Consider the following 12395-nt stretch of genomic DNA (forward strand, 5'->3'; position numbering starts at 1 on the left):
TTTTTTAACATAGAAATGGGAGCAGCACAGTAAGGACCAGTAAATGAAACTGCCCCCATTCCATATCAGAATCAACCTAGCACCGCATCGTGGGAGTTTGGCGCCAAGCTTAACAAAAATAGGCAGGTTAAAATGCCTAAATGAGTTTACGGCCTATCACCCTTAACATTAATGGAATCATCCAACTTTTCCGATTATACTATACGGAATACGATCAATTTTTGGTTGGGTTACAATGTCCGTCGTCAGATAATTGCAGACATATCGCGTTGTAAAACAGGCGAGTATTTGATGCCATTTGTTGGTTGATAGTATGCGGCGATCTTGCGGTGATGCAAGCGCCTTTGTTCGATTTTTTTTCGCTTGAACCCTGCTCTTTGTTTGATGATAGATTCTGTACTGCCGAAGTATACATGGGCAGGTGTGACGCTTTTCAGGCTCTCGCGGTGCCGTTGGTGATTATAATACTCGACGAATGCCTCAACCTGCGTTTCCAGACGGCCGAGCCGATAATAATGCTCCAGCGGGATGCGGTTCTTGAGGATCTGGTGCCAACGCTTGATCTTGCTCCGTGTTTGCGGATGGAATAGTGCACTGCGTACATGCTTCATATTCTTGTCGGCGAGTTCGCTTGCGACATAGCTGGAGCCATTGTTCGATAGCAGCCGGCGCTTGTGCAGCACATGCACATGGCCATAGCCTGATGCCTCCAATGCCAGTTCGAACGTATCGGGGACATCCTCGGCTCGCATGGTGGTGCACAGCTTTTGTCTGACAGTGTAGCGTGAGCAATCATCCAAGATGGTCGTACCAACCGCACGTTTACGACCTTTACGTCGGCGCACCGTCAACCCCTCCTCGCGATCGAGTCGTTGTGTCTTCTTGCGGTAGATGATCATGCCGTCACGGCACAGTAGGATGTGCAACCGGCGATAGCCGAACCGGTGCCGCTCCTGTGCCAAGGCCCGTAGCTTGTCGCGAAGATCTGCATCATCATCACGACGCGACTGATAGCGCATGCTCGTGCGATCAGCTTCAATGATCCTGCACGCCCGCCGCTGGCTAACATCATCCAGGGCCTGAAAATGTAGCACCACTTCTCGCCTTGCAGCAGGCGTTACCACTTTTTTGACAGCAGGTCCTTCAGACCTGCATTATCTAGCATCGTATCGGCCAGCAACTTCTTGAGCTGCGCGTTCTCCAATTCCAGGCCGCGAAGCCGTTTTGCCTCTGACACTTCCAACCCGCCATACTTGGACTTCCAGTTGCAAAGCGTCGCTTCCGACACACCATGCTTGCGCGCCAAATCAGCCGTCTTCGTGCCCGCCTCTGCCTCACGTAAAACCCCGACAACCTGCTCTTCTGTAAATCGTATCCGGTTCATTCGTCCGTGCTTCCATAGGCCGGACTCTAATCAATTCTGGAGGAGTTTTAAGGGGTCACATCACTGGATATTCCAACAATGGCAAGAGATATAAGAATATGGGCAAATAGTCATTGAGATAATTTTTAACTCTAAACGGATTCAATTTCCTTAGGGAACGGCAAAGTTATTCAGGATGCGGTTCTTTTCAAATTTTTGGCGTTCAGTTAATTTTCTGAATTTTCGACCGTTACCATTCCTGATTTGTCTGACTGACGAAAAGGATCATGCTGACCGATGCCCGATTGTTTTGAAAATTTGCCAAGCTGTTATGTTGTTGGGGCTTTGTGTCTTTTCAGTATTTTCTCCACTGACGCCAAAGCTGAAGACCCTGGTTTGCTGGCCTCCAAATTGATAGACAATAGATTTCCTCATGTAAGAGCCACAGCAACGGCTGAGATCCGCAATGGATTCCGTTCAGGAGAAAGATATAACCAAAATTCTAACGAGAAGTCACCAATCTATCATATACCTCAGATTAGTTACAGAAATTGCGACGAAAGCAATCCAAACGAATGCGTACTCATTATATTTGAGATGCAGTAAATCCAAGAAAAGCAAGCAGTAGCACAATCCGGTATTTTGTATCGTCTATTAGGCTCAGGACCTATTAAAATGCTTGCATGATGGTGTAAAGATTGATTCAATGGCGATGCGAAGGAGGCATTGCGATGAGTGATTTGGTTATCTGAGGCGCAGATGCGCAAGATTGAGCCGTATTTTCCGTTGTCTCATGGTGTGCCGAGGGTCGATGACCGTCGTATCATCAGCGGCATTATTTTCTTTATCCGCAATGGTTTACGCTGGCGTGATGCGCCACAAGATTATCGCCCGCATAAGACGATCTACAATCGGTTCATCCGCTGGAGCCGGATGGGCGTGTTCAACAGGATATTTGCAGGGCTCGCAGCCAAGGGTGGCAAGCCTGATCAGTTGATGATCGATGCGACGCATCTGAAGGCCCACCGAACAGCGGCTAGCCTTTTAAAAAAAGGGGCTTGCGGGACAATGATCCCCCGGATCATTGCCTGCTCCGCTGCGCTCCCAGACGTATAGGTCGCACCAAAGGCGGCCTGAACTCCAAACTCCATGCCGTGTGCGATGGCAAGGGACGACCGATGATCATGTTACTGAGCGAGGGTCAGATGAGCGATTTCGGCGGTGCGGCCCTGATGATCGATGCTTTCCCGAAGGCCAAGGCCCTTTTGGGCCACAAGGGATATGATGCCGATTGGTTCCGCGATGCACTTGCCGAACGTAAAATTGAAGCCTGCATTCCTTCAAAATCAAACCGCAAAGTCCATATCCCGCACGATACCGCGCTCTACCGTCAGCGCTACAAAATCGAGATAATGTTCGGAAGGCACAAAGACCGGCGGCGCATCCATACCGGTTATGATCGATGCGCACAGCTGCGGCAGTCGGGCCAAAACCGACAGGATCGATGCCGAACTGATCTCCCGCTTCATGGCTTTCAGGCCTGATGCCGGTCGCACTTTACCTGCTCAAAAACTACGCATTCTAAGGGCATTAACCAGTAAGCGAGCCCAGTTGGTTGAAACACGAAAGCGACTGGCGGCACAGGTCAAAGCACAGCAGAAGCAAGGCATGCATGCACCATTGGAAGAACTGGACGAAGCGCTTCACTCGCTTCTAGATAGCCAGATTGCCGAACTGGAAAGCCGTATCGAACATCTCATCGCAGCCGATGACACGTTAGCTCGAACCGTCCAAATCCTGCGCTTGATCCCCGGGATCGGCCCGGTCGCAAGCACCATGCTAATCGCTGAGATGCCAGAACTGGAGCAAATTAGCGGTGAAAAGGCAGCCGCTCTGACCGGGCTTGCGCCAATCGCGCACGACAGCGGCACCCTGCGCGGTAAACGGGCCATCGGTGGCGGGCGCCGATCGCTATGCCATGTTATGTTCCAGGCCGCCCTCGTCGCCAGCTACCACAACCCAGTCCTGAAAGCCTTTGCAGATCGGCTGCGTAAAGCAGGAAAACCCCACAAGGTCATCGAAACTGCCGTCGCCAGAAAGCTTGTCACTATCGCTAACGCGCTGTGTCGATGACCAATCGTGGACAGATCAACCCGCATGAGAGATACAGTTGCTAGGTATCATTTTCTGGCCGGCCTAGTTTTTGAAGTCAATCTGCTCTAAAGCTATAGCTTCATCGACCTTGAGCGCAGTGATTAAGAGTTTGTGTTCGTCTAAGACAGCTAATGTATTTTTCAAGTCCGTAGTTATACAAGGCACGTCGATGTCGTTATAATCCATAAACTTCGACCTAGAATCCCTTAGAGTCTGACCGATAATTATTCTATTTAATATCATTATCTTGCGATACGTCTCGTGAGGAGTTGGACGGAGGCCATGAAGATCCATGCCGTTGCCGAAGCGATAGATTGCTCGAAGTCCTTGGCGAGACGGCGGTTGCGGTTCAACCATGCGAAAGTGCGTTCGACGACCCATCGGCGGGGGAGAACGATGAAGCCTTTTGCGCGATCTGACCGTTTGATAATCTCGATGGTCCAGTCGCCGATTTTTGTCAGTGCCTTTCTGAGCTTGTCGCCTGCATAGCCGCCATCGGCGAAGACATGACGCAGCCACGGGAAGGTGGAACGGATGTTGGCGAGCACAAGCGGCGCGCCATCGCGGTCTTGTATGTCGGCGCTGTGGATGACGGCATGAACCAGAAAGCCATTGGTATCGGTAATGATATGGCGCTTTCTGCCTTTGGTCTTCTTGCCCGCGTCATAGCCGCGTATCCCGCCGCTTTCTGTCGTTTTGACCGACTGGCTATCGATGACACCAGCGCTGGGCGAGGCTTCACTGCCTTGCGCTATTCGCGCATCCTGGATCAGGTAATGGTTGATCCGCGCCCATGTGCCATCGTCGCGCCAGAGGTAAAAATAGTGCTGCACCGTGGTTGCTGGGGGAAAGCCCGGTGGCATCATCCGCCAAGGCAGGCCGCCGCGCAGCATATACAGCATTGCCTCAACGATCCGCCGCATCGGCCATTTGCGCGGGCGGCCAACATGACAAGGGCGGGGCAGAAACGGTTCAAGCAAAGCCCATTCCCCATCGGTTAAATCACTTGGCAAACGCTGCTCTTTGCGGGCATGTTGCATGCGGGTGGTATCAGTCCACATCATCGGTCCTTTGCGAAGTTTTGTCACTTGCGTTGAATCAATGACCTGGGAATGCGTCAAGCTAAACCGCTGATACCACTCAACTTAGTTTTCGGTCAGACACTTAGCAAAGTTGAAAACGCATTCGCCGCTCACGGTATCCAAATCACAAACTTCATAAGCTGTCTGACAATGAATCTCGATTGCGCAATTAAGCGTAATCGTCTCCATATTCAACAAAATTTACTGCCGTCGGGTTCAAACGGACCGATCGTGACCCAGTGTTTCAAATTGGGGCAACTTGTCTTTTTGTCTAATGGAGGCATTCCGCCTAATCTTAGATGTCGCTCGCCAACAGATGCGATCTATGCGTTGTAACAAAAGGCGGACCCGACATTAAGATTCTTTCCTTTCAGTCGTTAATCATAGAGCGAAAGGGAAAAAATATGACTGACTTTGACTATGATTTTGTTATAATTGGCGGAGGTCCGGCTGGACGGAGAGCGGCGATCCAGGCATCGAAGCTTGGAAAATCTGTTGCGATTATTGACGATCAGAAGATGATCGGCGGTGTTTCTGTTCACACCGGCACCTTGCCATCAAAAACGATCCGTGAATCGGTGCTATCCGTCACGGGCTGGCGAGATCAACATTTCAAGTCCCGACAGCATCGCGACGGCGTCAAGATGATGCAAGATTCCATCAATTCCCGCCTTTCGACAACATTGGGAGATGAAGTCGAGGTCATCGATAGCCAGCTCGCACGAAACAATGTGCGAATACTGAAGGGAAGAGCTAAGTTTTCGGGTATCCACAAGCTAGCAATTCAGCAAAACTCCCAAGGCAAAAAGACAAGTTTTTCGGTCACTGCTGACAAGTTTCTGATCGCAGTCGGTACCAAGCCGTTTCGACCCAAAAATATCCCGTTCAACGGCACTACTGTGATCGACAGCGATAGTGTCGCCGCAAATCTGCCGATGCCCAAAAGCATAACGGTAGTTGGCGGAGGCGTCATAGGTATAGAATATGCGACAATTTTTTCAGCATTGGAAATCCCGGTAACGGTCGTTGAAGCACGCGAACGGATTTTGGAATTCATCGATCGCGATATCGTGGCAAATTTTGTTCATCAACTTACGGAACGAGGGATCAGTCTTCGATTGGGCCGAAAAATCAACAAAATAACTCTGGATAATCACAACTGCCCAAACATCCTATTGGATGACGGCCGACAACTTCGGTCTGAAATGCTTTTGTTCACAGCAGGTCGCGTAGGCGCGGTGGACAATCTCGGTCTGGAGAAAGTAGGAATTGAATGCGATAGTCGCGGACGGCTGGTTGTCGACAGGGAAACCCTGCAAACAAGCCAACCGAACATTTATGCAGCTGGCGATATTATCGGATTCCCGGCTTTGGCCTCCACTTCGATGGAACAGGGGCGTCAGGCTGCATGCCATGCCTTTGGCGTGCCAATCAATCATTCGGGGAATAGTTTTCCATTGGGCATTTATTCGATTCCCGAAATCGCCAGTATTGGCCTGTCCGAAGAAGACGCACGGCTTAAGGGTTACCAGGTAGAAATCGGCGTTGCGCGTTTCCAGGAAACGTCCCGCGGTCATATTCTTGGAAATTGCAAAGGCATGCTCAAATGTATTTTTGACCTCAGCGATCGGAAGCTGCTGGGTGTCCATATCGTAGGCGAGGGTGCGACAGAATTGATCCATATCGGACAAGCAGTAATCAATTTAAACGGTGGAATTGATTATCTGTCTGACAATGTTTTCAATTTTCCAACGCTTGCCGAAGCTTACAAAGTAGCTGCCTTGGATGCCTATAACCGGCTGCCAAAGCCCAGACTGAGGGCATGAAGTGAAGATCGATATAAAGAACATTCTGGAATCCTACCTGCGCGAAAAGCGTGGTGAAGTCGCATGTCCGGTCTGTACCGACCAGGAAGGCGAATATTCCCCGTTGGCTGAGATAAGAAATTTTCTGGCGCTCCATAATCTGTCGCTCAACGCGAAAAACCTTGAGATAACTTGGGAGTATCTTTGTGGTGACAACAATGAATTGAAGGCGGAATTGGATAAGGCCATATCGGCTTCTGCAATCAATAATGAATCGGTCATCGACCTGCACGAAAAACATTTCAACGTCGATATCGGCGCACAGATTGAGAGGATTTTTCTGGAAGCTGTTGAGCAAATTCGCAATACGACACAGTTGTTGAGTACCGGCACCAAGAACGCTGTCCGGCACGAGAACCAGTTGATCGAGCAGGCCAAAAATATTCGAGGCGGGAAAGATAGCCTCGAAAACGCAATTCAAAAGATGTTGAATCTATCTCGATTAATGGTGGAATCTACCCGTGAAAACCAGATACAGATTACACATACTAACGAAAAGCTCGCAGAGCTGCAGAAAGATCTGGAAGTTGCAAGAAGCGAAGCTGATCATGACAAGTTGACGCGGCTACCCAATCGTCGAAAATTCGATCGGGATTTCGATATCGTCTTTCAAAGAATGCAAGACGAGCAACGGCCGATTGTTTTGGCCTTTGTCGATGTCGATCACTTTAAACGCATTAATGACACTTTCGGTCACGACTGCGGCGATCGTGTCCTTCGAATGATTGCAGATCAATTGTTTCTACTGTCAAATAATCGTTGTAATATTTCTCGCTACGGCGGAGAAGAATTTGCCGTATTATTTGAAGATGCTGAAATGGACTGTGCGTTTGAAAGAATCGAGGCTTGTCGCCTTGAGCTGTCGAAAAAATCTCTCGTGGACATTGGATCTGGAGAACCTATTGGCAGAGTGACTTTCTCGGCAGGCATAGCCCAATGTTTGCCGTCTGATACCAAGCAGACGCTTCTGAGAAAGGCTGACGGTGCGCTTTACAATGCGAAATCGGAAGGCCGAAATATGGTGTCGAAATATTCTAATGGTTTCGAGAACCGCCGGGCTTCTGATCGCTAACATCCATATCGCAAAATATACTTGAACATATCGACATCGCTGTAGCATCGTGCCGACATCCAACAAAATCGTTGCACTCTCCTATGCCTTGGCGATATCTCAAGCGCGCTGGCAGGCATGATCCCTAATGATGCTGGTGTTGTTGCGCCGGTTCGTCACATGCCGTCCCCGCCCAAGGCGCATTGGCCGAGAATAAATCATCCAACACCGAATGAAGCAGAAATCCCGTGATGTAAAGCAATATACGCTGCATCGTCGGCTCTCCATATGCAATTGGGTAGGACGATAGTAATCGTCCTACCCAATCCTGAAGAGCGCATACCAGGTGCACTGCATTCACCAAGGCTGTGGCCTGCGGGGGCTGAACAGCCTCAGTAGAAAGTTTTCAACCTTTCTTGCTTAGCGTTATCCGAATCCGAGCCGCTTAAATCAAATCATATCCGATCCGATTTGGCGAGATAAGACGGTTTTATATCCAAAATGGGGATGACGTTGGACGGTTGACAAGGCTTTGACACCGGTCAGTTACGTTTCATGGTGATGGAAATGCGCCTATTCCGGTCATCCATCCGGTCTTTCGGATTATAGGGCTCGGTATCGGCCACTCCTTCAATGCGCGCCATACGGGTATTCATAATACCCTGAAGCACCATTTCCTTCCGGGTGGCCTCGGCTCTGGCTGACGAAAGGAGCCAATTGTTCATATTTTTCCCGCTTGCGTAGGGCAAGCTGTCCGTATGTCCCCTGATGACGAGCAGGTTGTCAACTGTATCAATGATTTTGGTCACCTCGCCGATCAATATTTTGGCTTTGGGGTTCAGACTGTCGGTGGCCAGCGCGAACATGCTGAAATTGGCTTCATCGATCAGATCAATACGCAGGCCTTCAACGGTATCTGTTAACCGAATATTTTTGAGCAGAGCCAGTTTTTCCGGATCTTTCTTCAGCTGTTCCCGAAGCTGCTTTTCAAATTCTTTGGCATCCATTTTTCGGGCGCTACTGCTGCTTTTGCCCTGGTCATCTTGAGTGCCTGTTGCATCGCGAGGAATGGTTATCGATTGCGTACCAGTCTGCTTCGCTCCGTGCGGATAATTGTCCTTGGCAGTTAGAGAATCTCCGCCAAACATACCGTCGGAACCGGCGCTTTTTTGGCGAAACTCGACCAGCGTAGGGGCGAAATAGTCCGCTAATCCCTTGCGCTGTTTCTCGTCAGTGGCTCCCAGTAACCACATCAAAAGAAAGAATGCCATCATTGCGGTCACGAAATCGGCATAAGCCACTTTCCAGGCACCACCATGATGGCCGGCATGTTGCTCCATGATAATTTTTTTGACAATGATTGGCGGTTGATTTGAACCCGCATCAGCTTTCTTTGCCATCGATCAACGTGCCCTTATTGCATCGAAAACATCGGCAAAGCTGGGCTGGTTAGCATGTTGCAAACTGGTGCGTGCTGCTTCGATGATTAATGGTTGCGGATGGCCATGTAGGCTTGCGATGATGATCTGTTTAGCCACCTGATAGATAGTGCCATCGCTTTCGATCACAGTACGTGCACGAAGGGCCATTGGCCCAACAAAACCGTATGCGAGCAATACGCCCAAAAACGTTCCGACCAGTGCGGAGCCGATCATCGCGCCGAGAACAGCCGGTGGCTGGTCGATCGCTCCCATCGTTTTGACAACGCCGAGAACGGCTGCAACAATACCAAGAGCTGGCAAGGCGTCGGCGAGGTTCTGAAGATTGTCGGCGGGCCCGATCGCTTCGTGGTGATGGGATTTGATACTTTGATCCATAACGTCTTCGACTGCATATGGGTCAAGCGTTCCGGAGGAAACCACGACCAGGCGCAGGCTGTCCGCTATTAGATGGACAAGAGTCTCATCTTTCAGCAACTTTGGAAATTCGCTGAATATCGGTGAAGACTGAGGGTCTTCGATATGTGGTTCCAAAGCCACCGGCCCTTCGCCCTTGAGGATTTTGGTCAGTTTGGAAGTTAGAAGAATACAATCCATAAAGTCCTGCTTGACGTAGGTCGGACCTTTGAACACTTTGCCGAAACCGCCCATCAGCGCCTTTAACTGCGCACCTGAGTTGCCGATGATCAATGCACCGACAGCGGAGCCGCCGATGATGCCCATTTCAATTGGTAGAGCATGCAAAACAACGCCCATATCCCCACCTGACAACGTGAATACGCCAAAAACCATGACGAGCAAAACAACTATACCAATTGCAGCGAACATTTATCAATTCTCCATCATCGTACTCGAATTGCAAGGCGTGCTCCCTTTCCAGCCGATGGAAGGAGCAAGCATTGTATTGATGAACGGCAGAATCGGCTCGTGGTTAAGGGCCTAATAACATTGAATCTCGGGCGCTTATCCGATCAGTTGAATGAGAGACGTGCTATTGGATTTGGCATATAGTTTTTGAGCCGCTTCTAGATTAACGAGCAAAGATTGGAAACGGGCTACCGCTTCTGAAATATCGGTGTTTTCCAGCATGGATCGTCTCTCAGTCGACGTAAGCTGCGATTTTTGCAGTCGGTCTTCCTGTTGATCGAGACGATTGACCAGCAACCCCTGATTAGCGATCAAGCTCGAGAAATGGTTGACTAATGAATCGGTGCGACCGAGCTGGGTCGCTCTGTCCGCGGTGGTGCCAGTTCGGATGGCGTTGATCATTTCGTCCATGATTGTATCAAGGTCACTGGTGCCGCCATCGACGTCAATGGACAGCGCAACGGACTGGAGATTGGGTGACGGCGCCAACAGAACATTCGTATCGATCCTCATTTTAATAGGATCGCCGGAGTGGAACAAGTCACCCCCATAACTATCCTTCGCTTGCACAAGCTGTTTAAACTGATCGCGAAAGCTTTCGAGCTCGAGCGCTATTACATCACGATCGGTTGCAGAAAGTGTGTTGTTATTGGCCAGAATTACCAGCTCCTTGGCGCGGATTGCGCCGCTGGCAATCGTGTCGAGCGAGGATTCTGCTTGCTGTGCCATAATGCCGGCTCGACCGATATTGTTGAGCCACGAATCTTCGATGGCAGCCTTGCGACCAAGGCTGGATATTTCCAGCCAACTGGAAGGCGCCTCTGATGGCCGCGAAAAACTTTTGCCGCTTGCTATGGATTCTTGTGTCTTGCCGATAAGCGTCGACAGTTCTGATTGCTTTTGAATGCCATCATGGGGCCTGTTCCGGTTGATCGATTCCATGTTTTTTCCTCTGCGACGATCAACTAGAAGATCGCCAATACGGATTGCATCGTTTCCCGAGCGACTTGAATGATGCGAGCGGCCGCTTCGTAAGATTGTTGCAGGCGGATAAGGTCCGCTGTTTCGCGATCGAGATCTACCACCGAAATATTGTCACGCGCTTCGCGGGTGGCTCGGTCAAATGCGGTCGCAGCTTTGCTTTCGCTGCGAGCGGTCAGCAAAGATTGTGCCTGACCGATCGCCAGTTTTTCATAGCCTTGTTCGGTTCCTGTAGCCGTGCGCAAGTCCACGAATGCCAAAATATTGCCATTCGCCACACCTGCAGGCGAGGCCAGGGCAAGAGCATCTGCTGACAGTCCTGTTGCCGACAGGCTCGCAGCGGTGCCACTGTGGGCAACGATCGCTGCGCCAGCCGCTCCTGCATCGGTCCGCCCATTGGCTTGCCAGCCGTTGATTTCATCCGCGAATTGCACTGCCAAGCTGTCCAGGTCACTGCTGACGTTGACCAGCTTTGACTGTGCGCGATGTAGTCCGCCCAGCGTTCCATTGCTTGGGGCGGTCTGAACCGTTCCGCCAATTTCGATATCAAAACTTCTACCCGCATTGACGACATACGCCACCGGGCTTACCGCATTGAACGTTAGCAGACTGGTTCCGTTGCGGGTAATGTCGGCGGTACCATTGTTGCCAAAATTAATCTGAACATCGAGTTTTTCTGTTATAACCGCGAGAGCAGCATCCCGGCTGTCGAGCAGAGTAGCGTGCTGACCTGTGCCGGTTTGCATCGGACGCAACTTTTGGTTTACCGCTGCGAGTTGGTTCAATGCGTCGTTCAGCTCTTCCGCTTCCTGAGAAGCAGCGCCGTTGATCAATGTGATCGTCGAAGTTAGATTGAGCGATGTCTGATTGAATCGTTGTACAGAAGCTTCAACGTCACCAATAAATTGACTGCGCAACGCCGGTTCAAACGGAACTGCGGAGAGTTCCTCGGCCGTACCGAATAGTTGAGTCAATTTAGCTCCAATGTCGAAATCATTGTTGGAAAGCGCAATTTCTCCCTGATTGAGCCATTGTACGAGAACCTCTCCACTGACACGGCTCGCTCCGGTTTGTCGCGTTGCCGCTTCGAGGAACTGATCGCTGGAACGGGACATGCTATTGACCTCGACGCCGCCGAGACCGGTTTGGTTTTTGTAAAGCGGACTGATGGCGCTGTAGCCTGCCGTATCCCCGACGTTGAGGGTCTTTCGGACATAATCGGGATTCTCTGCATTGGCGACGTTTGCTCCAACGACTTCCAATGCACGGGCGTTCACTTTTAATGCGGCTCGTCCAATGTTCAGAAGGTCAGACATCCTTGTCCTCCACGTGGCGAGCGAGCAGCTGAGCTATGCCGAATACGCCCTTTTGGGCCATCGATTCGGCGACTTTTGCGTCTTGCATTTCGCGAAACTGCTCGGTTCCCTGGCCGTCGAACAATCCCTCTCCAAGAGAGGACGTCCGCATCGTTTTCAGCATTTGCCGCACAAATATTGCCTCAAAATCAGCTGCCATAGATTGAATTTCAGCTTGCTTTTTGTTGGCCTCAACACTGATCGAGCCCAGAGAAGAGGGTGCGGTGTGTGATGGGGA

At 50.5% G+C, this 12395-nt stretch carries 11 protein-coding genes and 1 pseudogene; 4 read left to right on the forward strand and 8 right to left on the reverse strand.

From position 1 onward, the window contains the following. Window positions 1-245 precede the first annotated feature (245 nt). Window positions 246-1384, reverse strand: a protein-coding gene (locus HF685_RS16190; RefSeq protein WP_246218677.1) for a transposase whose coding sequence is annotated in 2 segments (ribosomal slippage) — window positions 246-1132 and window positions 1132-1384 — 1140 coding nt in all. Because the reading frame shifts where the segments join, the coding sequence is not laid out codon by codon here. 738 nt (window positions 1385-2122) lie between these two features. On the opposite strand from HF685_RS16190, the gene HF685_RS00610 reads away from it, so the two are divergent. After that, window positions 2123-2907, forward strand: a protein-coding gene (locus HF685_RS00610) for an IS5 family transposase (RefSeq protein WP_425500194.1) whose coding sequence is annotated in 2 segments (ribosomal slippage) — window positions 2123-2407 and window positions 2410-2907 — 783 coding nt in all. Because the reading frame shifts where the segments join, the coding sequence is not laid out codon by codon here. Then, window positions 2819-3496, forward strand: a complete 678-nt coding sequence (locus HF685_RS00615; protein ID WP_168817679.1) for a transposase — start codon at window positions 2819-2821, stop codon at window positions 3494-3496. The genes HF685_RS00610 and HF685_RS00615 overlap by 89 nt, the downstream gene beginning before the upstream one ends. Window positions 3497-3759: 263 nt before the next feature. Here HF685_RS00615 and HF685_RS00620 read toward each other — a convergent pair whose 3' ends face one another. Further along, window positions 3760-4578: an IS5 family transposase gene (locus tag HF685_RS00620; protein ID WP_168821075.1), complete on the reverse strand. Its 819-nt coding sequence runs from the start codon at window positions 4576-4578 to the stop codon at window positions 3760-3762. Between the two features lie 425 nt (window positions 4579-5003). Here HF685_RS00620 and sthA point away from each other — a divergent pair, with 425 nt between their 5' ends. Together sthA and HF685_RS00630 are read left to right on the forward strand one after the other, a co-directional pair. Beyond that, the gene (gene sthA, locus HF685_RS00625; RefSeq protein WP_168817681.1) at window positions 5004-6425 is read left to right on the forward strand and encodes a Si-specific NAD(P)(+) transhydrogenase; all 1422 of its coding nucleotides are present in this window, start codon (window positions 5004-5006) and stop codon (window positions 6423-6425) included. 1 nt (window position 6426) lies between these two features. Next, window positions 6427-7536: a GGDEF domain-containing protein gene (locus HF685_RS00630; RefSeq protein ID WP_168817683.1), complete on the forward strand. Its 1110-nt coding sequence runs from the start codon at window positions 6427-6429 to the stop codon at window positions 7534-7536. A 124-nt stretch (window positions 7537-7660) separates the two neighbouring features. On the opposite strand, the gene HF685_RS16475 is transcribed toward HF685_RS00630, so the two are convergent. The 6 genes and pseudogenes from HF685_RS16475 to HF685_RS00655 form a co-directional block, all read right to left on the reverse strand. Beyond that, window positions 7661-7789 carry a hypothetical protein gene (locus HF685_RS16475; RefSeq protein ID WP_281352808.1) on the reverse strand — a complete coding sequence of 43 codons (129 nt, stop codon included), beginning with the start codon at window positions 7787-7789 and terminating at the stop codon, window positions 7661-7663. Between the two features lie 280 nt (window positions 7790-8069). Further along, window positions 8070-8915: pseudogene (locus tag HF685_RS00635) on the reverse strand (flagellar motor protein MotB); the annotation flags it as partial. A 3-nt stretch (window positions 8916-8918) separates the two neighbouring features. After that, on the reverse strand, window positions 8919-9782 hold the full coding sequence (gene motA, locus HF685_RS00640) for a flagellar motor stator protein MotA (protein WP_168817687.1): 864 nt from the start codon (window positions 9780-9782) through the stop codon (window positions 8919-8921). A 135-nt stretch (window positions 9783-9917) separates the two neighbouring features. Next, a complete protein-coding gene (locus HF685_RS00645) occupies window positions 9918-10763 on the reverse strand; it encodes a flagellin (protein ID WP_168817689.1) in 846 nt (281 codons plus the stop codon). Window positions 10764-10786: 23 nt separating this feature from the next. Beyond that, window positions 10787-12118 carry a flagellar hook-associated protein FlgK gene (gene flgK / locus HF685_RS00650; RefSeq protein ID WP_168817691.1) on the reverse strand — a complete coding sequence of 444 codons (1332 nt, stop codon included), beginning with the start codon at window positions 12116-12118 and terminating at the stop codon, window positions 10787-10789. Beyond that, complete coding sequence (locus HF685_RS00655) at window positions 12111-12317, reverse strand: rod-binding protein (RefSeq protein ID WP_246218678.1); 207 nt, start codon at window positions 12315-12317, stop codon at window positions 12111-12113. The genes flgK and HF685_RS00655 overlap by 8 nt, the downstream gene beginning before the upstream one ends. Window positions 12318-12395 lie beyond the last annotated feature (78 nt).

The sequence above is a fragment of the Parasphingorhabdus halotolerans genome, assembly GCF_012516475.1.
Classification (GTDB): Bacteria; Pseudomonadota; Alphaproteobacteria; order Sphingomonadales; family Sphingomonadaceae; genus Parasphingorhabdus; species Parasphingorhabdus halotolerans.

Coding starts and splice junctions, on each gene's coding strand:
- HF685_RS00620 (WP_168821075.1), bottom strand. CDS start 4,578: ATGTGGACTGATACCACCCGCATGCAACATGCCCGCAAAGAGCAGCGT.
- sthA (WP_168817681.1), top strand. CDS start 5,004: ATGACTGACTTTGACTATGATTTTGTTATAATTGGCGGAGGTCCGGCT.
- motA (WP_168817687.1), bottom strand. CDS start 9,782: ATGTTCGCTGCAATTGGTATAGTTGTTTTGCTCGTCATGGTTTTTGGC.
- flgK (WP_168817691.1), bottom strand. CDS start 12,118: ATGTCTGACCTTCTGAACATTGGACGAGCCGCATTAAAAGTGAACGCC.
- HF685_RS00655 (WP_246218678.1), bottom strand. CDS start 12,317: ATGGCAGCTGATTTTGAGGCAATATTTGTGCGGCAAATGCTGAAAACG.
- HF685_RS00645 (WP_168817689.1), bottom strand. CDS start 10,763: ATGGAATCGATCAACCGGAACAGGCCCCATGATGGCATTCAAAAGCAA.
- HF685_RS16475 (WP_281352808.1), bottom strand. CDS start 7,789: ATGCAGCGTATATTGCTTTACATCACGGGATTTCTGCTTCATTCGGTG.
- HF685_RS00615 (WP_168817679.1), top strand. CDS start 2,819: ATGATCGATGCGCACAGCTGCGGCAGTCGGGCCAAAACCGACAGGATC.